Origin of the sequence: Comamonas sp. AG1104, from assembly GCF_003350425.1 — a bacterium.
GTDB lineage: Bacteria > Pseudomonadota > Gammaproteobacteria > Burkholderiales > Burkholderiaceae_C > Comamonas > Comamonas testosteroni.
On record NZ_QQAS01000003.1, the window covers coordinates 593,766 to 613,398 of the forward strand.

Annotated in this window: 27 protein-coding genes; 5 read left to right on the top strand and 22 right to left on the bottom strand. The window is 61.1% G+C overall.

What is annotated here, in order from left to right:
• Positions 1–11: 11 nt before the first annotated feature.
• From rplQ to DFO48_RS11265, 18 genes are all read right to left on the bottom strand, one after another.
• Positions 12–395 carry a 50S ribosomal protein L17 gene (gene rplQ / locus DFO48_RS11180; RefSeq protein WP_003050544.1) on the bottom strand — a complete coding sequence of 128 codons (384 nt, stop codon included), beginning with the start codon at positions 393–395 and terminating at the stop codon, positions 12–14.
• Positions 396–526: 131 nt separating this feature from the next.
• On the bottom strand, positions 527–1,525 hold the full coding sequence (gene rpoA, locus DFO48_RS11185) for a DNA-directed RNA polymerase subunit alpha (RefSeq protein WP_003050542.1): 999 nt from the start codon (positions 1,523–1,525) through the stop codon (positions 527–529).
• A gap of 112 nt (positions 1,526–1,637) precedes the next feature.
• Complete coding sequence (rpsD, locus tag DFO48_RS11190) at positions 1,638–2,261, bottom strand: 30S ribosomal protein S4 (RefSeq protein ID WP_003068426.1); 624 nt, start codon at positions 2,259–2,261, stop codon at positions 1,638–1,640.
• An 89-nt stretch (positions 2,262–2,350) separates the two neighbouring features.
• Positions 2,351–2,755 (bottom strand): 30S ribosomal protein S11, encoded by a 405-nt coding sequence (rpsK, locus tag DFO48_RS11195; protein ID WP_003050538.1) that lies wholly within the window; start codon positions 2,753–2,755, stop codon positions 2,351–2,353.
• Positions 2,756–2,772: 17 nt separating this feature from the next.
• A complete protein-coding gene (rpsM, locus tag DFO48_RS11200; protein WP_003050537.1) occupies positions 2,773–3,138 on the bottom strand; it encodes a 30S ribosomal protein S13 in 366 nt (121 codons plus the stop codon).
• A gap of 22 nt (positions 3,139–3,160) precedes the next feature.
• Positions 3,161–3,274, bottom strand: coding sequence for a 50S ribosomal protein L36 (rpmJ, locus tag DFO48_RS11205; RefSeq protein WP_003050535.1), 114 nt, complete (start codon positions 3,272–3,274; stop codon positions 3,161–3,163).
• Between the two features lie 118 nt (positions 3,275–3,392).
• Positions 3,393–4,706: a preprotein translocase subunit SecY gene (secY, locus tag DFO48_RS11210; protein ID WP_003050520.1), complete on the bottom strand. Its 1,314-nt coding sequence runs from the start codon at positions 4,704–4,706 to the stop codon at positions 3,393–3,395.
• Between the two features lie 24 nt (positions 4,707–4,730).
• Positions 4,731–5,162, bottom strand: coding sequence for a 50S ribosomal protein L15 (rplO, locus tag DFO48_RS11215; RefSeq protein ID WP_003050519.1), 432 nt, complete (start codon positions 5,160–5,162; stop codon positions 4,731–4,733).
• Positions 5,163–5,173: 11 nt separating this feature from the next.
• Positions 5,174–5,356 carry a 50S ribosomal protein L30 gene (rpmD, locus tag DFO48_RS11220; protein ID WP_003050517.1) on the bottom strand — a complete coding sequence of 61 codons (183 nt, stop codon included), beginning with the start codon at positions 5,354–5,356 and terminating at the stop codon, positions 5,174–5,176.
• 14 nt (positions 5,357–5,370) lie between these two features.
• Positions 5,371–5,892 carry a 30S ribosomal protein S5 gene (rpsE, locus tag DFO48_RS11225; RefSeq protein ID WP_003050515.1) on the bottom strand — a complete coding sequence of 174 codons (522 nt, stop codon included), beginning with the start codon at positions 5,890–5,892 and terminating at the stop codon, positions 5,371–5,373.
• Positions 5,893–5,907: 15 nt separating this feature from the next.
• Entirely contained in the window at positions 5,908–6,273 is a 366-nt protein-coding gene (rplR, locus tag DFO48_RS11230) for a 50S ribosomal protein L18 (RefSeq protein ID WP_003050513.1), read from the bottom strand.
• Positions 6,274–6,284: 11 nt separating this feature from the next.
• Entirely contained in the window at positions 6,285–6,818 is a 534-nt protein-coding gene (gene rplF / locus DFO48_RS11235; protein ID WP_003073853.1) for a 50S ribosomal protein L6, read from the bottom strand.
• 24 nt (positions 6,819–6,842) lie between these two features.
• Positions 6,843–7,238, bottom strand: a complete 396-nt coding sequence (rpsH, locus tag DFO48_RS11240; protein ID WP_003050510.1) for a 30S ribosomal protein S8 — start codon at positions 7,236–7,238, stop codon at positions 6,843–6,845.
• Positions 7,239–7,258: 20 nt separating this feature from the next.
• The gene (gene rpsN / locus DFO48_RS11245) at positions 7,259–7,564 is read right to left on the bottom strand and encodes a 30S ribosomal protein S14 (RefSeq protein WP_003050509.1); all 306 of its coding nucleotides are present in this window, start codon (positions 7,562–7,564) and stop codon (positions 7,259–7,261) included.
• Between the two features lie 8 nt (positions 7,565–7,572).
• The gene (gene rplE / locus DFO48_RS11250; RefSeq protein ID WP_003050507.1) at positions 7,573–8,112 is read right to left on the bottom strand and encodes a 50S ribosomal protein L5; all 540 of its coding nucleotides are present in this window, start codon (positions 8,110–8,112) and stop codon (positions 7,573–7,575) included.
• A gap of 10 nt (positions 8,113–8,122) precedes the next feature.
• Complete coding sequence (gene rplX, locus DFO48_RS11255) at positions 8,123–8,440, bottom strand: 50S ribosomal protein L24 (protein WP_003050504.1); 318 nt, start codon at positions 8,438–8,440, stop codon at positions 8,123–8,125.
• 12 nt (positions 8,441–8,452) lie between these two features.
• Positions 8,453–8,821: a 50S ribosomal protein L14 gene (gene rplN / locus DFO48_RS11260; RefSeq protein ID WP_003050500.1), complete on the bottom strand. Its 369-nt coding sequence runs from the start codon at positions 8,819–8,821 to the stop codon at positions 8,453–8,455.
• A 422-nt stretch (positions 8,822–9,243) separates the two neighbouring features.
• On the bottom strand, positions 9,244–10,839 hold the full coding sequence (locus DFO48_RS11265) for a glycerol-3-phosphate dehydrogenase/oxidase (protein ID WP_114863416.1): 1,596 nt from the start codon (positions 10,837–10,839) through the stop codon (positions 9,244–9,246).
• Positions 10,840–11,340: 501 nt separating this feature from the next.
• On the opposite strand from DFO48_RS11265, the gene DFO48_RS11270 reads away from it, so the two are divergent.
• From DFO48_RS11270 to glpK, 3 genes are read left to right on the top strand one after another with little or no spacing between them, the layout of a single operon-like run.
• Complete coding sequence (locus DFO48_RS11270) at positions 11,341–12,105, top strand: DeoR/GlpR family DNA-binding transcription regulator (protein WP_003068405.1); 765 nt, start codon at positions 11,341–11,343, stop codon at positions 12,103–12,105.
• On the top strand, positions 12,102–12,581 hold the full coding sequence (locus DFO48_RS11275) for a GNAT family N-acetyltransferase (RefSeq protein ID WP_114863417.1): 480 nt from the start codon (positions 12,102–12,104) through the stop codon (positions 12,579–12,581). Before DFO48_RS11270 ends, DFO48_RS11275 begins: the two co-directional genes overlap by 4 nt.
• A 14-nt stretch (positions 12,582–12,595) precedes the next feature.
• A complete protein-coding gene (glpK, locus tag DFO48_RS11280) occupies positions 12,596–14,092 on the top strand; it encodes a glycerol kinase GlpK (RefSeq protein WP_114863418.1) in 1,497 nt (498 codons plus the stop codon).
• 109 nt (positions 14,093–14,201) lie between these two features.
• Here the strand turns inward: glpK and aqpZ are convergent, their stop codons facing one another.
• Positions 14,202–14,900: an aquaporin Z gene (aqpZ, locus tag DFO48_RS11285; RefSeq protein ID WP_012840095.1), complete on the bottom strand. Its 699-nt coding sequence runs from the start codon at positions 14,898–14,900 to the stop codon at positions 14,202–14,204.
• A 100-nt stretch (positions 14,901–15,000) separates the two neighbouring features.
• Here aqpZ and DFO48_RS11290 point away from each other — a divergent pair, with 100 nt between their 5' ends.
• On the top strand, positions 15,001–16,179 hold the full coding sequence (locus tag DFO48_RS11290) for an esterase-like activity of phytase family protein (protein ID WP_114863419.1): 1,179 nt from the start codon (positions 15,001–15,003) through the stop codon (positions 16,177–16,179).
• Positions 16,180–16,249: 70 nt separating this feature from the next.
• Positions 16,250–17,089 carry a pyrroline-5-carboxylate reductase gene (gene proC / locus DFO48_RS11295; protein WP_114863420.1) on the top strand — a complete coding sequence of 280 codons (840 nt, stop codon included), beginning with the start codon at positions 16,250–16,252 and terminating at the stop codon, positions 17,087–17,089.
• Positions 17,090–17,175: 86 nt separating this feature from the next.
• Here proC and ubiA read toward each other — a convergent pair whose 3' ends face one another.
• From ubiA to DFO48_RS11310, 3 genes are all read right to left on the bottom strand, one after another.
• Complete coding sequence (ubiA, locus tag DFO48_RS11300) at positions 17,176–18,057, bottom strand: 4-hydroxybenzoate octaprenyltransferase (protein WP_114863421.1); 882 nt, start codon at positions 18,055–18,057, stop codon at positions 17,176–17,178.
• Between the two features lie 50 nt (positions 18,058–18,107).
• Positions 18,108–18,956: a phosphatase PAP2 family protein gene (locus DFO48_RS11305; protein ID WP_114863422.1), complete on the bottom strand. Its 849-nt coding sequence runs from the start codon at positions 18,954–18,956 to the stop codon at positions 18,108–18,110.
• 97 nt (positions 18,957–19,053) lie between these two features.
• Positions 19,054–19,590 carry a Dps family protein gene (locus tag DFO48_RS11310; RefSeq protein ID WP_003068377.1) on the bottom strand — a complete coding sequence of 179 codons (537 nt, stop codon included), beginning with the start codon at positions 19,588–19,590 and terminating at the stop codon, positions 19,054–19,056.
• Between the last annotated feature and the right edge of the window lie 43 nt (positions 19,591–19,633).

Here is a 19,633-nt window from a genome sequence, read left to right on the forward strand (position 1 = left end):
CCTGCCCTGGCTTATTCAGCTGCTGCAGCGGCTTCTTCAGCGCGCTCGACCAGTTCCACATAGGCCATGGGAGCGTTGTCGCCCACGCGGAAGCCCATCTTCAGGATACGTGTGTAGCCACCGGGACGCTGAGCGTTGCGGGGACCCAGCACGTTGAACAGCTTGGTCACGCTGTCGCGGTCGCGCAGGCGGTCGAAAGCCAGACGGCGGTTAGCCACGGTATCAACCTTGGCCAGAGTGATCATGGGCTCGATCACGCGACGCAGTTCCTTGGCCTTGGGGACCGTGGTCTTGATTGCTTCGTGCTCGATCAGCGAGTTCATCATGTTCTGCAGCATTGCCTTGCGGTGTGCAGAAGTGCGGTTCAGTTTGCGGAGGCCGTTGCCGTGACGCATGGTGCTTTTCCTTTGCTCCCCGTTTTTATCCGGAGATCTTTTCTAAATTAAATCAGGCAGCCGTATCAGGTACTGCCCGAGGCACTTGGACTTTGCCAGATCAACTCTAGCAAAGTCCTCTATTGTAGCAATTAACGCTTTTCCAGGCCAGCTGGTGGCCAGTTTTCAAGCTTCATGCCCAGAGTCAGACCGCGGGAAGCCAGAACTTCCTTGATCTCGTTGAGCGACTTACGACCCAGGTTAGGAGTCTTGAGCAGCTCGTTTTCGGTACGCTGGATGAGGTCACCGATGTAGTAGATGTTCTCTGCCTTGAGGCAGTTGGCAGAACGCACGGTGAGCTCGAGCTCGTCCACAGGACGCAGCAGGATGGGATCGAACGACGTGGCAGCGCCGCGGCCACCGGCAGGAGCGTCGAACACGCTGGCGATATCGCCACCGTCGAGCTGGGCAAACACTGCCAGTTGCTCCACCAGGATCTTGGCAGATGCACGCACTGCGTCTTCAGCGGTGATGGCACCGTTGGTCTCGATTTCCAGAACCAGCTTGTCCAGATCGGTACGCTGTTCCACACGTGCGGATTCGACAGCGTAGCTCACGCGCTTGACGGGCGAGAACGAGGCGTCGAGCACGATACGGCCGATCGACTTGGTCGATTCGTCACCGTAGCGGCGCACGTTGCCGGGCACATAGCCGCGGCCCTTTTCCACCTTGATCTGCATGTCCAGCTTGCCGCCTTGCGACAGATGGGCGATCACATGATCAGGGTTGACGATTTCTACGTCGTGGGGGGTCTGAATGTCACGCGCAGTGACAACACCTTCGCCATCCTTGCGCAGGCTCAGGGTGACTTCGTCACGGTTGTGCAACTTGAACACCACACCCTTGAGGTTCAGCAGGATGTTGGTCACATCTTCCTGGACACCGTCGATGGAGGAGTACTCATGCAGCACCCCAGCAATCGTCACTTCCGTCGCTGCGTAACCCACCATGGAGGAGAGCAGAACACGGCGCAGGGCATTGCCCAGCGTATGACCGTAGCCACGCTCAAACGGCTCCAGAACAACCTTGGCACGATTGTGACCAAGTTGCTCGACATTGATTGTCTTGGGCTTCAGCAAATTCGTTTGCATGCAGACTTCCTCTCAATACCCTCGGCTCGTTACACCGGTAAGGCTGGTGAAGCACCCACGGCGCGATGCCTCGCGCCGTGGGGACGGTTTACAGAAATGTCGCTGCTAAAGATTAACGCGAGTACAACTCAACGATCAGGGATTCGTTGATGTCAGCTGCGAATTCATCGCGGTCAGGAGACTTCTTGAAAGTACCTTCTGCCTTGTCAGCAGACACTTCAACCCATGCGGGGAAGCCCACTTGAGCCGCCAGTTGCAGAGCCTCGACCACGCGAGCTTGCTTCTTGGACTTTTCACGCAGAGCAACCACGTCGCCTTCCTTCACGGAGAAAGAAGGAATGTTCACGGACTGGCCGTTCACAGTGATAGCCTTGTGCGACACCAGCTGACGTGCTTCAGCGCGAGTGGAGCCGAAGCCCATGCGGTACACAACGTTGTCCAGACGCGATTCCAGCAGCGACAGCAGGTTGGCACCAGTGTTGCCACGCTTGCGGTCAGCAGCTTCGAAGTAGCGGCGGAATTGCTTCTCCAGCACGCCGTACATGCGCTTGACCTTCTGCTTTTCGCGCAGTTGCAGACCGTAGTCGGAAGTGCGCTGACCGGAAGTGCGGCCATGCTGACCAGGCTTGGTGTCGAACTTTGCCTTGTCTGCGATGGAGCGACGGGCGCTCTTCAGGAACAGATCGGTGCCTTCGCGGCGGGAGAGTTTTGCCTTAGGGCCAATATAGCGTGCCACTTGATTTCCTTTGTGTCATCTACCGTGCGCAAACACGGGAGCCGCCCGCGATGCAAATGCACCTGGGCGGCGGTGGGCTTGGTAAAAAATTAGATACGACGACGCTTTTGAGGGCGGCAGCCGTTGTGGGGAACCGGAGTCACGTCCGAGATGGAAGTGATACGGATACCCAGAGCACCCAGGGCGCGAACCGAGGATTCACGGCCAGGACCGGGACCCTTGATTTCGACTTCCAGGTTCTTGATGCCCTGTTCGATAGCAGCACGACCGGCCACTTCCGAAGCAACCTGAGCAGCAAAGGGAGTCGACTTACGCGAACCCTTGAAGCCCTGGCCACCCGACGAAGCCCACGACAGAGCGTTGCCTTGACGGTCGGTGATGGTGATGATCGTGTTGTTGAACGAAGCGTGCACGTGCGCGATACCGTCAGAAATATTCTTACGGACCTTCTTGCGAACGCGAGCAGCTGCGTTGTTTGCGGGAGACTTAGCCATAATGATCTTTCAATCTCTTATTTCTTCAGAGCCGCTGCACCCTTGCGCGGACCCTTGCGAGTACGGGCGTTCGTGCGGGTACGTTGACCGCGCATGGGCAGGCCGCGACGATGACGGAAACCGCGGTAGCAACCGATGTCCATCAAACGCTTGATGTTCATGGTGGTTTCGCGACGCAGATCACCTTCCAGAGTCATGGGATTCAGGAAGTCACGGATCTTTTCCAGATCAGCGTCCGTCAGGTCCTTGACCTTCTTGGAATACTCGATACCGCATGCTTCGCAGATTTTGCGAGCTGTAGTGCGACCGATGCCGAAGATGGCGGTCAGGCCGATTTCAGCATGCTTGTGCGGCGGGATGTTAATGCCAGCAATACGTGCCATATTAGTCCTCTAATGCTTTCAATCAACCTTGGCGCTGCTTGTGGCGCTGGTCAGTGCAGATCACGCGCACAACACCTTTGCGGCGGATGATCTTGCAGTTACGGCAGATTTTCTTGACCGAAGCCGAAACTCTCATTCTTTTCTCCTAAAACTTTCCATCCACTATCGGCCTATCGACCGGGAAACAATGCCCGCGATAGATCGATGGGCGTCTACTAACTTTTGGCAGGCTGCCCCCTTGGGCAGCCTTGTCATCAAATACCAGCCTTAAAGTTCGCTTTTTTCAGGAGCGACTCGTATTGCTGCGACATCACGTAGTTCTGCACTTGCGCCATGAAGTCCATTGTCACGACCACGATGATCAGCAACGATGTACCACCGAAGTAGAACGGAACGTTGTACTTCAGGATCAGGAATTCGGGCAACAAGCACACGAAGGTAATGTAGATCGCGCCAGCCAGGGTCAGGCGAACCAGAATCTTGTCAATGTAGCGGGCTGTCTGTTCGCCAGGACGAATCCCGGGGATGAAAGCGCCACTCTTCTTCAGGTTGTCGGCAGTTTCCCGGCTGTTGAAAACCAGGGCCGTATAGAAGAAGCAGAAGAAAATGATCGCGGCAGCATAAAGGATGACATAGATTGGCTGACCAGGGGTCAACGTGCTCGCAATATCCTTCAGCCAGCGCATGGATTCTCCTGCACTGAACCAATTCACCACCGTAGCGGGCAGCAAGATGATCGATGAAGCGAAGATGGGAGGAATCACACCTGCCATGTTCAGCTTCAGTGGCAAGTGCGAAGACTGACCACCGTACACCTTGTTGCCGACTTGTCGGCGTGCGTAATTCACCAAGATCTTGCGTTGACCTCGTTCGACATACACGACGAAATACGTCACGGCTGCCACAACGAGAACAATGAAGATTGCCGCCAGAATGCTCATGGCACCGGTGCGCACCAGTTCCAGCAGACCGCCGATAGAGCTCGGCAGGCCTGCGGCGATACCGCCAAAGATCAGTATCGAAATACCGTTGCCCAGACCACGTTCAGTGATCTGTTCACCGAGCCACATCAGGAACAGGGTACCGGCCGTGAGACTGACCACCGCAGTCATGCGGAAGCCAAAACCAGGGTTCAGAACCAAGCCTGCGGAGCTTTCCAGGGCAACAGCAATTCCCAAGGACTGAAACAGCGCCAGGCCCAGAGTGCCGTAGCGGGTGTACTGGGTAATCTTGCGACGACCCGCTTCACCTTCCTTTTTCATCTGCTCGAAGGTCGGGACCACGTAGGTCATGAGCTGCATGATGATCGATGCCGAGATGTACGGCATGATCCCCAGTGCGAACACTGTGAAGCGCGAGAGCGCTCCACCCGAGAACATATTGAACAGATTGAGAATGCCGCCCTGCTGGCCAGAGAACAGCTGCTGCAGCTGCGCTGGATCGATGCCCGGAACGGGGATATGCGCCCCGATGCGGTATACGACCAGCGCAAGCAACAGAAAAACCAGACGACGACGCAGGTCGCCGAATTTTCCAGTCTTTGCAATTTGAGCTGCGCTAGTAGCCACGGATGTCTTCTTTCAGAACTTTAATCAGGCGATGCTGCCACCGGCAGCTTCGATGGCAGCCTTGGCACCGGCGGTAGCGCCGATACCGTTGAGCTTGACAGCCTTAGTCAGTTCACCGCTCTTGATGATCTTCACCACCTTAGCGATAGAGCCAACCAGACCGGCTTGCTTCAGAGCAGCCAGATCGACTTCGGCCAGGCCGAGCTTATCCAGCTCGGACAGGGTCACTTCTGCATTGAACTTCAGCAGATGCGACTTGAAGCCACGCTTGGGCAGGCGACGCTGCAGAGGCATCTGACCGCCTTCGAAGCCCACCTTGTGGTAGCCACCCGAACGCGACTTCTGACCCTTGTGACCGCGACCGGCGGTCTTACCCAGACCAGAACCGATACCGCGACCCACGCGACGCTTGGCGTGCTTGGCGCCGTCTGCAGGCTTGATGCTATTGAGTTCCATCATCAATCCTTTCAGAGAACCTTCACCAAGTAGGCGATCTTGTTAATCATGCCGCGCACTTCAGGAGTGTCCTGCAGTTCGCTGACGCTGTTCAGCTTGCGCAGACCCAGGCCACGCACAGTCGCACGGTGCGACTCTTTGGTGCCGATGGGGCTACGAACCAGCTGAATCTTGACAGTTTGTTGTGTTGTCATGTGCTGGACTCCGATCAGGCGGTGAAGATGTCTTCGACCGACTTGCCGCGCTTTGCTGCCACGTTCGCAGGGGTCGTGGAGTTCTTCAAAGCGTCGAAAGTTGCGCGAACCATGTTGTAGGGGTTCGACGAACCGTGGCTCTTGGCCACGATGTCGGTGATACCCACCACTTCAAAAACAGCGCGCATAGGGCCGCCAGCGATGATGCCGGTACCCTTGGGAGCTGGGTGCAGCTCGACCTTGGCAGCGCCGTGATGGCCCTTCACCGAGTGGTGAATGGTGCCGCTCTTGAGTGCAACCTTCATCAGGTTGCGACGGCATTCTTCCATCGCTTTTTGCACGGCAGCAGGCACTTCCTTGGACTTGCCCTTACCCATGCCAACGCGACCGTCACCGTCGCCAACCACGGTCAGTGCAGCGAAGCCGAGAATACGACCACCCTTCACAACCTTGGTGACGCGGTTGACCGCGATCATTTTTTCGCGCAGACCGTCGTCACGACCTTCGTCTTGCACTTTGGGGGAAAATTTAGCCATTTGTATCCGCTCCGCTTAGAACTGCAGGCCCGCTTCGCGAGCGGCTTCTGCCAAAGCCTTCACGCGGCCGTGGTATGCAAAACCGGCGCGGTCGAAAGCCACTTTCTCAACGCCAGCAGCCTTAGCCTTCTCAGCAATGCGCTTGCCGATCAGCGTGGCGGCGGCCACGTTGCCACCCTTGCCAGCGGCGCCGAGTTGCGAACGCACTTCGACTTCTGCAGTGGAGGCCGAAGCCAGCACGGTAGTGCCGTCTTCCGAAACCACGGAGGCGTAGATATGGAGATTGGTGCGGTTCACGCTCAGACGTGCAACGCCTTGCTGGGCAATGCGGATGCGAGTCTGACGGGCACGGCGCAGACGCTGCTCTTTCTTGTTCAACATCATGCAGCTCCTTACTTCTTCTTGGTCTCTTTGATCACGACCTTCTCATTCGCATAGCGAATGCCCTTGCCCTTGTAAGGCTCGGGAGGACGAACGGCACGGATCTCAGCAGCCAATTGACCGACCACTTGACGGTCAGCACCCTTGATCACGATTTCAGTCGGAGTGGGGGTAGCGACAGTGATGCCGGCAGGCATCTCGAAGTTGACGGGGTGCGAGAAGCCCACAGCCAGGTTCAGCTTGGAACCTTGTGCAGCGGCCTTGTAGCCCACGCCAATCAGCGTCAGCTTCTTCTCGAAGCCTTCAGTCACGCCCTTGACCATGTTGTTGACCAGCTGGCGGATGGTACCGGCCAGAGCGTCAGCTTCACGGGAGTCGTTGGCGGGAGCAAAGGACAGCTTGCCGTCGTTGTTGCCGATAGTCACCAGGCCGTTCAGAGCCAGCGACAGATCGCCGCCCTTGCCCTTGACCTTGATGGTTCCAGCGTTGATGGACACATCCACACCTGCGGGGATGGTCACAATAGCTTTTGCTACGCGAGACATTTCAGTATTTCTCCTTAATGTCCGTTAGGCCACATAGCACAGCACTTCACCACCGATACCGGCAGCACGTGCTTTGCGATCAGTCATCACGCCCTTGGGAGTAGTGACGATGGCCACACCCAGGCCGTTCTGGACCTGAGGGATTGCGTGACGACCCTTGTACACGCGCAGGCCGGGACGGCTCACACGTTCGATACGTTCGATCACAGGGCGACCGGCGTAGTACTTCAGGGTAATTTCGAGTTCGGACTTGCCACCTTCGGACTTCACTTCGAAGCCGTCGATATAGCCTTCTTCCTTCAGCACTTGTGCGATGGCAACCTTGACCTTGGAGGAAGGAGCCGACACAGTGGCCTTGGAGACCAGTTGTGCATTGCGGATGCGGGTCAGCAAGTCAGCGATGGGATCACTCATGCTCATGTTTAATCTCTCCTGCTTGCTTACCAGCTGGCCTTGGTGACACCGGGGATGTCGCCAGCAAAGGCCAATTCACGCACCTTGGCACGACCCAGACCGAATTGGCGGAAGGTACCGCGAGGACGGCCAGTGATCTCGCAACGGTTACGCTGGCGAGTGGGGTTCGAGTTACGGGGCAGCTTCTGCAGACCCAGGCGAGCGGCATCGCGCTCTTCGTCGGAACGCTTCACGTCGCCGGCGATTGCCTTCAGTTCTGCATACTTGGCAGCATACTTGGCTGCCAGCTTTTCGCGCTTCAGTTCGCGCTGAATCATTGCTACTTTAGCCATGCGCCACCTCAGTTCTTGAAGGGGAATTTGAAAGCGGCGAGCAGTGCCTTGCACTCTTCGTCGTTCTTCGCTGTTGTCGTGATGCTGATGTTCAGACCACGCAGAGCGTCCACCTTGTCGTACTCGATTTCGGGGAAGATGATTTGTTCTTTGACGCCAACGTTGTAGTTGCCGCGACCGTCGAACGAACGACCCGAAATACCACGGAAGTCACGCACGCGGGGCAGAGCCACGGTCACGAAACGGTCCAGGAATTCGTACATCTGAACGCCACGCAGGGTCACCATGCAGCCGATAGCCTGGCCTTCGCGGATCTTGAAACCAGCGATAGCCTTCTTGGCCTTGGTCACCACAGGCTTCTGACCAGCAATCTTGGTCAGGTCAGCCACGGCGTTGTCCATCACCTTCTTGTCGGCCACGGCTTCGCTCACACCCATGTTCAGAGTGATCTTGGTCAGACGGGGCACTTCCATAGCGGAGGTGTAGCCGAACTTTTCTTTCAGTTCAGCCGCGATCTTTTCGCGATAGAGTTTTTGCAGTCGTGCCATGTGTTACTCCTTAGGCGGCGATTTCAGCGCCATTGGACTTGAACACGCGAACACGTGTGCCGTCGGCGTTCACCTTGATGCCCACGCGATCGGCCTTGCCGGTCGCTGCATTGAAGATAGCCACGTTGGATTGGTGGATAGGCATGGCCTTTTCCACGATACCGCCGGTGGTGCCCTTCATGGGGTTAGGCTTGGTGTGCTTCTTGACCAGGTTGATACCGTCCACGATCACGTGGGAGTCATCCTTGCGCAGAGAAACCACGCCACGCTTGCCCTTGTCACGGCCGGTCAGCACGATAACTTCGTCGCCCTTGCGAATCTTGTTCATGGTGCTATTCCTTTAGAGAACTTCAGGGGCCAGCGACACGATCTTCATGAACTTTTCGGTACGCAGTTCACGAGTCACGGGGCCAAAGATGCGGGTGCCGATAGGCTCCAGCTTGGCGTTCAGCAGCACGGCGGCATTGCCGTCGAACTTCACGAGCGAACCGTCTGCACGACGGATGCCCTTGGCGGTGCGCACAACCACAGCACTGTAGATCTCGCCTTTTTTGACGCGACCACGAGGAGCTGCTTCCTTGACGCTCACCTTGATGATGTCGCCAACACTTGCGTAGCGACGATGAGAACCGCCCAGCACCTTAATGCACTGAACAGACTTCGCGCCGGTGTTGTCGGCAACCTCTAACCGAGATTCTGTTTGGATCATTTCAATATTCCCAACTTGCTCCAGCAACGCTCGACAGCCCCAGAGTCTTCTCAAGGGCTGATCAAGCAGCCGGTCAGTCTTGGGCCCGTCGTCCACCTTCCGGACCATTCCGGAGGGCTTCCCGCTGGGCAGAAAGTTCCACGCTTTTAAACGTGAAGCAGGAGATTGTCGCAGGAAATCCTTTGTGCGTCAAGCGTTTAGCCTGCAATACCCGCACTGATTTCACTGGTGGAAAGCCTGGCAAACAGGTCTATCGCACTTGCACCCAAAACAATAGCGCACAACGCGCTTACACCATTGATTTCAAACAATAAATCATCTGAAATCAAGAGATAGAAAGCGCTGATAGCTCACATTTTCACAAGGCCTGCGGATCGCAGCCTGTTGCCCGCACGCCACGCCCTGCAGCGCGGCCGCGCAGATCAGCCCTGAGCGGGCAGATATTGGCGGGTCAGGGCCAGGAAGTCGTTGAGATGCACATCCTGCCCCAGCTCTTCGGTCAGGATGGCTGCAACGCGGGGCGCGATCTCGGCCGCCTTGCGGGCATCGAGAAAGAGCAGGCGGCTGCGGCGCGCCAGCATGTCTTCGACGGTGCGCGCGTACTCAAAGCGGGCGGCAAAGCGCACCATGGCCTCGGAAAGACCGTCCATCAGCCAGTTCTGCGCGCCCGGCAAGGCCGCCACGGCGGCGGCATCCGTGCCGTAGGAGTGCAGCCCCTGGCTCTGGTTCATGCTGTGCGTGACTGCAGCTTCGGCCGGCGCACCGACCAGGGGCAGGTTCACGGTCACCCCGGCAGGGCGACTGGGCAGACGGCCGATCTGGAAGCATTCGGCCAGCACATCCTCGGACATGGCCCGGTAAGTCGTCCATTTGCCGCCGGTGACGGTCACCAGACCCGTCTTGCTGGCCATCACCGTGTGCTCTCGGCTGATCTTCTTGGTGTTCTCGCCATCGTCGTCCTGCGGCTTGACCAGCGGGCGCAGGCCCACCCACATGCTGCGCACATCGGCCAGCGTGGGCTGGCGATTCAGATACTTGCCGGCCTCGCCGAGAATGAAGTCCAGCTCCTCGGGGAAAGGCAGGGGTTCGCGCGCCAGATCGTGACGCGGCGTGTCGGTGGTTCCCAGAATGACCTTGCCCAGCCACGGCACGGCAAACAGCACGCGGCCATCGGCCGTCTTGGGGATCAGCAGCGCATGATCCGTGGGCAGAAACTCGCGGTCCACCACCACGTGCACGCCCTGGCTGGGCGCAACCATGGGCTTGACGGGCTTACCCTGGGCCTCGGCATCCTGCTGGCGGAACAGATCCACCCAGGGCCCCGTGGCATTGACCACGCACTTGGCACGCACGGTGAAGTTGCGACCCGATTCCGCATCGCGGCAGATCAGTCCGGCAATCTGGTCGTTTTCATAGATCAGCTTTTCTGCCGGGCAGTAATTGATCAGCAAAGCGCCCTTGGCCGCTGCGGTACGCGCCAGCGCCAGCGCCAGGCGCGCATCATCAAACTGGCCATCCCAGTACTTGACCCCGCCCTTGAGACCTTTTTGCTGCACCGTGGGCAGATATTTCACGGTCTTGGCGCTGGAGAGGAATTCGGTCGAGCCCAGGCCGGCCTTGCCGGCCAGCGCGTCGTACATCTTGAGGCCGATGCCGTAGAACGGCGTATCCAGCAGCTTGTACGAGGGCATCACAAAGGCCAGCGGCTGGGCCAGATGCGGTGCGTTGTGCAACAGGGTCGTGCGCTCATGCAGCGCTTCGCGCACCAGGGAGATATTGCCCTGCGCCAGATAGCGCACGCCGCCGTGCACCAGCTTGGTGGCACGCGAGGAGGTGCCCTTGGCGAAGTCCAGCGATTCCAGCAGCACAACCTTGAAGCCGCGTGCCGCCGCATCCACCGCCACGCCAAGCCCCGTGGCACCACCGCCCACGATGGCCAGATCGAAGCTTTCGGTCTGCGCCAGGCGCTCCAGCAGCTGAGCACGTGTTGTAGCCAAGGGTTGAGTGGACTGGTTCATGGAACGACTTCTGCGGTGATCGCCGCGCCGCCATCATCCAGCGATGAGACGCGCACAGCAAAGAACAAATTTCAGATCGAATATTTTCGCTCTTTTTCGCTTTTAGTGCATTGCAAATCCCAAATATCGATTCGTTTTTGCGCGATTCAAGACAAAACCACCGATCCGGCGCCGCTCCAGCCAGGCCGCAACATCAGCAATCGGTGCGCTTGCACACTCTCGATGCATGAACTGCATTCTTCTTGCCGTGCCAATTGTTACTGCTGCAACAACTCACCACGATGACATATAACCGCAGCTTGCTGTCAGACTTCAGACTCGGCGCGGATTCATTTTTGTTTTTTACCGGGCAATTCCATAGAAAATCACCCTATTAGAGGTTCGTTTGGATTCGCTCACAATCCCTGCACTGCCCGCTGCGGCTGGCGCTCTCGTCTGTAGAGCTCTTCGCCTGCAGGCCCGTCCATGCGCCAATAGCACCTATATAACCAGTCACCAGTCATGAACAGCAATCCCCGCCAGTTGCAGCTTGTCGAAGAAGTCCGCGCCCGCCAATCCACCTCGGTAGAGCAACTGGCCGAAATCCTCGGGGTCACGCTGCAGACCGTGCGCCGCGACATCCAGAAGCTGGCCGATGCCGGCTTGCTGGTGCGCTTTCATGGCGGCGTGCGCGTGCCCAGCGCCACCGTGGAGAATCTGGCCCATACCCAGCGCCAGGTGCTGCACGCCGAAGGCAAGATGCGCATTGCGCGCGCCATCGCCGAGGCCATTCCCAACGGCTGCTCGCTGATTCTCAACATCGGCACCACCACCGAAGCGGTGGCCCAGGCTCTGCTGCAGCACAAGGGGCTGCGCGTCATCACCAACAATCTCAATGTCGCCGCCATCCTCAGCAGCAATGCCGATTGCGAGGTCATCGTCGCGGGCGGCGTGGTACGCACACGCGACCGTGGCATCGTGGGCGAGGCCGCCGTGGACTTCATGCGCCAGTTCAAGGTGGATATTGCCGTGATCGGCATCTCGGCCATCGAATCCGACGGCAGCCTGCGCGACTTCGACCTGCGCGAGGTCAAGGTGGCCCAGACCATCATCGGCCAGTCGCGCGAAGTCTGGCTGGCGGCCGATCACAGCAAGTTCAGCCGTCAGGCCATGGTGGAGCTGGCCCGACTGAACCAGATCGACCGCCTGTTCACCGACGTTGCGCCCTCCGCCCCCTTCGATGCCCTGTTGCGCGATGCCGAGGTGCAATGCACCATCGCCCAATGAATGCTGCCCCCTATCTGATCCGTCCCGCGCTGCCCGAAGATGCAGCAGGCATTGCCGGACTGCTGCATGACATCGGCTGGTTCCAGGCCTACGAAAGTCATTCCGCCTCCGAGAACACCCAGGCCGTGCAGGCGCTGCTGGACGAGCTGCAGGCCGGGCCGGAGCGCTCTTTGATGCTGGTGGCGCAAGACGCTCAGCAACGCATTCACGGCTACTGCGCCGTGCACTGGCTGCCGGTCGCCGTGCAGCAAGGCTGGGAGGCCTATGTGAGCGAGCTGTTTGTCGCCGAAGCGGCGCGCGGCGCCGGCCTGGGCCAGCAGCTGCTGGATGCCGCCACACAGGCTGCGCGCGAGCGCCGCTGCATACGCATCTGGCTGGTCAACAACCGCGAGCGCCCTTCCTATGTGCGCGGCTTCTACTCCCGCCAGGGCTGGAGCGAGCAGGCCGAAATGGCGCGCTTTGTGCTCCCCCTCTGAATCACGGACATTCCATGACAACCTATCTGCTCGCCCTGGACCAGGGCACCTCCAGCTCCCGCTCCATCGTCTTCGACACGCAAGGCCGCATCGTGGCATCGGCTCAGCTGGAGCTGCCGCAGATCTATCCGCAGCCGGGCTGGGTAGAGCATGACCCGCGCGAGATCTGGCGCACCCAGCTGAGCACCGCCAAAGAGGCGCTGGCCAAGGCGGGCCTCAAGGCTGGCGATATCCGCTCGGTGGGCATTACCAACCAGCGCGAAACCACCATCGTCTGGAACCGCAAGACCGGCGCCCCCATTCACCATGGCATCGTCTGGCAGGACCGCCGCGCCGAACCCACCTGCGTGCAGCTGCGCGAAGCCGGTCACAGCGACGTGATTCTGCGCAAAACCGGCCTGCGCATCGATGCCTATTTTTCGGGCACCAAACTCAAATGGCTGCTGGACAACGTGCCCGGCGCACGCGCCGCAGCGCAGGCCGGCGAGCTGGCCTTCGGCACGGTGGATTGCTGGCTGATCTGGCAGTTGACGGGCGGCAAGCGCCATGTCACCGATGTGAGCAACGCCAGCCGCACCATGCTCTTCAATGTGCACAGCAACCAGTGGGATACCGATCTGCTGGCCCTGCTGGACATTCCTGCGTGTCTGATGCCAGAAGTCCTGCCCTCGGCTGCCGATTTCGGCCAGACGGCCAACGAAGTGCTGGGCGGCTCCATCAATATCGGTGGCGTGGCCGGCGACCAGCAAAGCGCACTGTTCGGCCAGGCCTGCTTCGACGCCGGCATGGCCAAGAACACCTATGGCACGGGTTGCTTCATGCTCATGCATACGGGCAGCAGCTTCCAGACCTCGAGCAACGGTCTGCTGACCACCTCGGCCGCCCAGGCGAGCAGCCAGCCCCAGTTTGCGCTGGAAGGCAGCGTCTTCGTCGGCGGTGCCGTGGTGCAGTGGCTGCGCGACGGCCTGCAGGCCATCGAGCACAGCGGCCAGGTGCAGCAACTGGCCGAAAGCGTGCCCGACAGCGGCGGCGTGATGCTGGTGCCGGCCTTCACCGGCCTGGGCGCCCCCTACTGGAAGCCTGACGCGCGCGGCACCATCACCGGCCTGACGCGCGGCACGACAATGGCCCATATCGCCCGCGCGGCCCTGGAATCCATTGCCTACCAGAGTGCGGCCCTGCTCGGCGCCATGAGCCGCGACGCCGTGGCCACGGGCGGCACGCCGGTCAGCGAGCTGCGTGTGGATGGCGGCGCCTGCGTGAACAATCTGCTGATGCAGTTCCAGGCCGACCTGCTGGGCATTCCCGTGGTGCGCCCGGCCTGCGTGGAGACCACGGCCCTGGGCGCTGCCTATCTGGCGGGCCTGTCCAGCGGCGTCTATCAGAGCACCGAGGAGCTGTCGGCATTGTGGAAGGCCGAGCGCCGCTTCCTGCCCACCCTTGGCAAGGACCGCGCCGACGAGCTGATGCAGCGCTGGGAGCAAGCCGTGCGCCAGACCACGGCGCAGTAAAGCCGCTGCGCTGGGCGCTGGCCAGGCAAGCGCTCAAGCCCTCAAAGAACCATCAAAAAAGGGATGCCAAGGCATCCCTTTTTGCTTGGGCAGCGGCCGCGTTCAACGCTCAGTCTTCATCACCCAGCAGCGCCTTGTGGATCACGGCACCGATGATGGCGCCCACGATGGGAGCCAGCCAGAACAGCCACAGTTGCTCCAGCGCGATGGCCGGCCCGAACAGCGCCGGGCCGGTGCTGCGGGCGGGGTTGACCGAGGTATTGGTCACGGGGATGGAGATCAGATGGATCAGCGTCAGGCACAGGCCGATGCTCATGCCCGCAAAGCCCACGGCGGCCTTTTTGGTGGTGGAGCCCAGGATCACCAGCAGAAACACGGCAGTCAACACCACTTCGGTCACCAGTGCTGCCGCCATATTGAACTTGCCTGGCGAGTGCTCGCCATAGCCGTTGGTGGCCAGATCGGCCACCTGGGCGCCGGCCTTGCCACTGGCAATGAAGTACAGCGCGGCGGCCGCCACAATGGCACCCAGCACCTGGGCAATGATGTAGCCGGGCAGCTCGGCAAAGCGAAAACGCCCCGCCACTGCCAGACCGACGGAGACCGCCGGGTTGAAGTGGCCGCCGGAGACGGGACCGAAGGCGTAAGCGCCCGTCAGCACCGTCAGGCCGAAGGCAAAGGACACGCCCAGCAGGCCGATGCCCACTTCGGGAAATGCCGCTGCCAGCACCGCGCTGCCGCAACCGCCAAACGTCAACCAGAAAGTACCCAGAAACTCCGCCGACCATTTTTTGACATTGGATGCCATGATTGCTCCCTATTTCCGATGGCGTTGTCCGTGCCGCCCCACGCAGCACAGAGCCGCTGGCATCTTAGAAAGCGATCGGCGAAAAGTACAAGGCACAAATGTGAACAATCCACGACAGCTCTGCCTTTGGGGCCTCTCGTTGATCTGCGCCGGCCTGGCTGCCTGCACGACGAAACCGGTCGCACCACACCCCATCTGCAGCACATCCCAGGCCCGGCCCTGGTCCCTGCTCGGGGAAATCCGCTGGCAGCATGACAAGCTGTTTGCCGACACGCCGGTGGGCGGTCTGTCGTCGATCGACTATGACGCGGGCAGCCATCTGTACTACCTGGTCAGCGACGACCGCTCCGCCCACGGGCCGGCGCGCTTTTACACGGCGCGCATCGAATACGACGCCAGCGGCCTGCATCAGGTCAGAGTGCACGATGCGCGGCCGCTGCTCAGCTCCGCCCAGGCCCCCTACCCCAGCCACCGCCAGTCCGTGCCCGGCATCGCGACGCCCGATGCGGAAGCCCTGCGCGTGCTGCCAGGAGGACAGTCCCTGCTGTGGAGCAGCGAGGGCGACTTCGCACGCGGATTCGGCCCGCAATTGCTGCAATCAGGCACGGACGGACGCTGGCAGCGCGAATGGCCGCTGCCGCCCGAGCTGCGCCTGCCGGCCAGCAAGTCCCAGGGGCCGCGCAGCAACTTCACGCTCGAGGGCATGGCGCTGAGCGAAGATGGTGCAACGCTCTGGCTGGCCATGGAGGCGGCGCTCAGGCAAGACGGCCCCCTGCCCGCTGCTGACCACCTGGGCGGCCCAGTTCGCATCACCACCTATGACATGGGCACGCGGCAGCCCGTACGCCAGCTGGCCTACCAGCCCGATGCACTGCCTGCCGGCCTGTGGCTGCAACGCGGCGCCATCAACGGCATCAGCGCCGTGCTGGCCGACGGCCCTGAACATCTGCTGGTGCTGGAGCGCTCCTTTGCACCGCCGCTGCGCTTCGGCGCCCGCATCTACCGCATCAGCACCCGTGCCGACGCAAGCAGCGATACGCTGGGCCAGACCCGGCTCGTGCCGGGCAGCTACCGCCCTGCAGACAAGGAATTGCTGCTGGACCTGGCCGATGCCGGCCTGCGCTCCATGGACAACCTGGAGGGCATGAGCTGGGGGCCGCCGCTGCCCGATGGTCGGCGCGTGCTGCTGCTGGTCAGCGACAACAACTTCAATCCCGCCGAAGTCACCCAGTTCATCGCCCTGAGCGAGGAGCGCGGCCGCTGCGCAGCAGGTTTATAGTGCCGTTGTGCGCCTGGAATCCGAATACAGGCTTGCCCACTTGCTGCATCGCAGAGCGAATCAAACCATCATGAGCCAGACCGACCACTCGACCTCCGTTTTCCCTCCCATCGCCTTTATCGGCGGCGGCAACATGGCCAGCGCCATCATCGGCGGCCTGATCCGCCAGGGCGTTCCGGCCAGCAGCATCACCGTGGTCGAGCCTTTTGAAGCCACGCGTGCTGCGATCAAGACCAGCTTCGGCATCGACGCCCTGCCCGCCGCCACCGAGGCCCTGCAAAGCGCCCAGCTGGTGGTCTGGGCCGTCAAGCCCCAGAGCTTCAAGGAAGCGGCCGCTCCCGTTGCCGCCTACACCCGCAACGCCCTGCACCTGAGCGTGGCTGCCGGCATCACCACCGACAGCATTGCGGCCTGGACCGGCACCCGCCGCATCGTGCGCGCCATGCCCAATACCCCGGCCCTGGTGGGCAAGGGCATGACGGGCCTGTTCGCCCGCCCCGAGGTCGATGCCCAGGGCAAGGCCCTGATCGAGACCGTGATCGGCAGCACCGGCGAACTCAGCTGGGTGGACAAAGAAGCACATCTGGATGCCGTGACGGCGATCTCCGGCTCCGGACCGGCCTATGTATTCCTGTTCCTCGAAGCCATGACCCAGGCGGGCGTCGACATGGGCCTCAGCGCCGAGCAAAGCTACAAGCTGGCCGTGGCCACGTTTGCGGGCGGCTCGGAACTGGCGGCACGCTCCAGCGAGAGCGCCGAAGTGCTGCGCCAGCGCGTGACCAGCAAGGGCGGCACCACCTATGCGGCCATCACGCATATGCAGGAGCAAAAGCTGCCCGAGCATTTCATCGAGGCCATGCGCAAGGCCCAGGTCCGCGCACAGGAGCTGGCCGCCGAGTTCGGCAAATAAAAAAACCGGCCTCGGCCGGTTTTTTTATTTGATCTTTCAGGTCTCTATCGCTTATCAGTCAAGCTCTTTCAGCTATTAAAACAGGACTATTTCAACGCAAACCCTAGCGCCACGCCCGCAAAGATCGCAGCGCCAATCCAGTGGCTCTTGCTGAAGGCGACAAAGCAGCCTTCGCGCGTGCGGTCCTTGATCAGGCTGAAATGCCAGACGATCTGGGCCGCCGCCACGCCCATGCCCAGCCAGAAGGGCCAGCCAAGTTGATAAGGCGCCAGCACCCAGGCGATCAGACCCCAGCACAGGCCAAAGAACAGCATGATGGCTGTGACATCGAAACGGCCCAGTGTGATGGCCGAAGTCTTCATACCGATCTTGAGATCGTCATCGCGGTCCACCATGGCGTATTCGGTGTCATAGGCCAGCACCAGAAACATATTCGCCAGCCACAGCGTCCAGGCCGTGGCGCTGACCTCACCAGTCACCGCCGCAAACGCAATCACGATGCCGAAATTGAAGGCAATGCCCAGAAAGGCCTGCGGCATGGCAAAAAAGCGCTTGGTGAACGGATAGAGAATCGTGAACAGCACGGCAGGCACCGACCAGGCCACGGCCTCCCAGCGGGTGGACAGCACCAAACCGAAAGCCACCAGAGTAAGCACCAGGCCGACCATGGCGGCTTCCCTGACCGAGATCTGGCCACTGGTGACGGGGCGCTGGGTGGTACGTTTCACATGCCTGTCGAAGTCGCGGTCGGCAATATCGTTGATGGTGCAGCCCGCGCTACGCATCAGCACCGTGCCCAGCACAAAGACCACGAGCAGATGCCAGCCCGGAAAGCCCTGGCCTGCCACCCACAGCGCCACCAGCGTGGGCCAGACCAGCACCAGCCAGCCTGCGGGGCGGTTGAAGCGGATCAGATCCAGATACAGCGACAGCTTGGAGCGCGGCGAAGCAGGAATGGAGGCGGACATGAGAGGGGTTCCGGAAGGCAGGAGATCACGACCGGGCCCCCAGGCCGCGGTCAGCGCAGCGGCAATTGTGCCTCGCCCTGCACCGCTCTGAGGGCGCCGCCCCCATGCTCGACACGGTCTGTCAACCAGAGCACCAGAGCCGTCCAGCCCAGACCCAGGCACAGACCCGCCAGCACATCGCTGGCATGGTGCACGGACAGCAGCACACGGCTCAAGCCTGTGCTCAGGGCCAGCAGAACCGCAACCGCAAAGACCCAGGCCCGCCAGCCGGGCGGCAGTCGGCGAGCGACCAGCCAGGCCAGCATGCCGAAAATCGCGGCAGTGCCTGCGCTATGACCACTGGGAAAGCTGAAGCCTGCCTCATGCACCAGACCATCCAGCGGACGCGCGCGCTGCATGGTCGCCTTGATGAAGCGCACCCACAGTCCCGTACCGGCCACGGCCACCAGCCAGCTCAGCAGTTGCAGGCCCTGGCGTCGCCACAGCAGCCACAGACCCACGGCCAGGCTCAGCAGCCCCATGACGCGCAAATCCCCGAGCATGGTCCAGCCCCGCACCAGGGGCTGCAGACTGGGCGGCAGGCCTGCGCTCACCGCGCTCTGCAGCTTCAGGTCCAGGGCCATCAGCCCCTGAGGCGGCTGAAGGGACTGGGACTGCTGCACGCCAACGACCAGCAGAGCCAGAGCAGCGCCAGCCAACCCAGCCACCACCAGCAGCCAGTTGCCGCCAGGCCTGAGATCCGCGCTGCGGTCCTGCCACAGCCACGCGGCCCGACCCTGCGCACGCCAGCGCAGCAGGCCGGCCGCGAGCAGCAGCAACAGCAGCAGCAGCCAGATGGCATTTCCGTCCACCCACTGCGCCAGCAGGACCACGGGAGTCGCCGCAGAAAACACAGGCATTCCTTTCAGGAGCAAAAGCGAAAAAGCCCTGACGGGCCTCTGGAGGCGGGCCCGTCAGGGCTTGGGGAGTCCGCGAGAACAACGGCCTGGGTGCAGCTCACTCCTCGAGCAGGGAGCGCAGCATCCAGGCGGTCTGCTCGTGCACAGCCAGGCGCTGGGTCAGCAGGTCTGCCGTGGGCTCGTCGCCGGCCTTGTCGGCACGGGGAAACAGCTGGCGGGCCGTGCGCGCCACGGCCTCGTGGCCCTGCACCAGGATACGCACCATCTCCAGGGCCTTGGGCGGCTGCGCCGGTGCATCGGGCAGGCTGGTGAGCTTGCCGAACTGGGCATAGGAGCCAGGCGCATGGTGGCCCAGTGCACGGATGCGCTCGGCCACGGGATCGACGGCATTCCACAGCTCTGTGTACTGCGCCATGAACATGGTGTGCAGCGTGTTGAACATGGGCCCCGTGACATTCCAGTGGAAGTTGTGCGTGGTCAGGTACAGCGTATAGGTGTCAGCCAGCAGCGCCGACAGCCCCTTGGCGATGGCGGCGCGGTCCTCGTCGCTGATGCCTATGTGGATGCCTGCGGGCACCTGCGGCGCGGCGTCCGACTTCTGTTTCTGCGATTTGTCCTTGCCTTGCTTGGTCATGCACTCACCTTTCAGGTTTAACGAATCCAGACTCCCGCCCTCT

What these genes read in the sequence shown, in the direction of transcription:
- rplQ (WP_003050544.1), bottom strand. Translation starts at nt 395, where the DNA reads ATGCGTCACGGCAACGGCCTCCGCAAACTGAACCGCACTTCTGCACAC.
- DFO48_RS11270 (WP_003068405.1), top strand. Translation starts at nt 11,341, where the DNA reads ATGAACAGCAATCCCCGCCAGTTGCAGCTTGTCGAAGAAGTCCGCGCC.
- rpsK (WP_003050538.1), bottom strand. Translation starts at nt 2,755, where the DNA reads ATGGCTAAGTCTCCCGCAAACAACGCAGCTGCTCGCGTTCGCAAGAAG.
- rplR (WP_003050513.1), bottom strand. Translation starts at nt 6,273, where the DNA reads ATGTTGAACAAGAAAGAGCAGCGTCTGCGCCGTGCCCGTCAGACTCGC.
- aqpZ (WP_012840095.1), bottom strand. Translation starts at nt 14,900, where the DNA reads ATGGCATCCAATGTCAAAAAATGGTCGGCGGAGTTTCTGGGTACTTTC.
- rpsE (WP_003050515.1), bottom strand. Translation starts at nt 5,892, where the DNA reads ATGGCTAAATTTTCCCCCAAAGTGCAAGACGAAGGTCGTGACGACGGT.
- ubiA (WP_114863421.1), bottom strand. Translation starts at nt 18,057, where the DNA reads ATGTCCGCCTCCATTCCTGCTTCGCCGCGCTCCAAGCTGTCGCTGTAT.
- rplF (WP_003073853.1), bottom strand. Translation starts at nt 6,818, where the DNA reads ATGTCTCGCGTAGCAAAAGCTATTGTGACCATCCCCGCAGGTGTGGAT.
- DFO48_RS11305 (WP_114863422.1), bottom strand. Translation starts at nt 18,956, where the DNA reads ATGCCTGTGTTTTCTGCGGCGACTCCCGTGGTCCTGCTGGCGCAGTGG.
- rpsM (WP_003050537.1), bottom strand. Translation starts at nt 3,138, where the DNA reads ATGGCACGTATTGCTGGCATTAACATCCCGCCGCACAAGCATGCTGAA.
- proC (WP_114863420.1), top strand. Translation starts at nt 16,250, where the DNA reads ATGAGCCAGACCGACCACTCGACCTCCGTTTTCCCTCCCATCGCCTTT.
- DFO48_RS11310 (WP_003068377.1), bottom strand. Translation starts at nt 19,590, where the DNA reads ATGACCAAGCAAGGCAAGGACAAATCGCAGAAACAGAAGTCGGACGCC.
- rpmD (WP_003050517.1), bottom strand. Translation starts at nt 5,356, where the DNA reads ATGACAACACAACAAACTGTCAAGATTCAGCTGGTTCGTAGCCCCATC.
- rpoA (WP_003050542.1), bottom strand. Translation starts at nt 1,525, where the DNA reads ATGCAAACGAATTTGCTGAAGCCCAAGACAATCAATGTCGAGCAACTT.
- rplN (WP_003050500.1), bottom strand. Translation starts at nt 8,821, where the DNA reads ATGATCCAAACAGAATCTCGGTTAGAGGTTGCCGACAACACCGGCGCG.
- rpmJ (WP_003050535.1), bottom strand. Translation starts at nt 3,274, where the DNA reads ATGAGAGTTTCGGCTTCGGTCAAGAAAATCTGCCGTAACTGCAAGATC.
- rplX (WP_003050504.1), bottom strand. Translation starts at nt 8,440, where the DNA reads ATGAACAAGATTCGCAAGGGCGACGAAGTTATCGTGCTGACCGGCCGT.
- rpsH (WP_003050510.1), bottom strand. Translation starts at nt 7,238, where the DNA reads ATGAGCATGAGTGATCCCATCGCTGACTTGCTGACCCGCATCCGCAAT.
- glpK (WP_114863418.1), top strand. Translation starts at nt 12,596, where the DNA reads ATGACAACCTATCTGCTCGCCCTGGACCAGGGCACCTCCAGCTCCCGC.
- rplO (WP_003050519.1), bottom strand. Translation starts at nt 5,162, where the DNA reads ATGGAACTCAATAGCATCAAGCCTGCAGACGGCGCCAAGCACGCCAAG.
- DFO48_RS11275 (WP_114863417.1), top strand. Translation starts at nt 12,102, where the DNA reads ATGAATGCTGCCCCCTATCTGATCCGTCCCGCGCTGCCCGAAGATGCA.
- rpsN (WP_003050509.1), bottom strand. Translation starts at nt 7,564, where the DNA reads ATGGCTAAAGTAGCAATGATTCAGCGCGAACTGAAGCGCGAAAAGCTG.
- rplE (WP_003050507.1), bottom strand. Translation starts at nt 8,112, where the DNA reads ATGGCACGACTGCAAAAACTCTATCGCGAAAAGATCGCGGCTGAACTG.
- DFO48_RS11265 (WP_114863416.1), bottom strand. Translation starts at nt 10,839, where the DNA reads ATGAACCAGTCCACTCAACCCTTGGCTACAACACGTGCTCAGCTGCTG.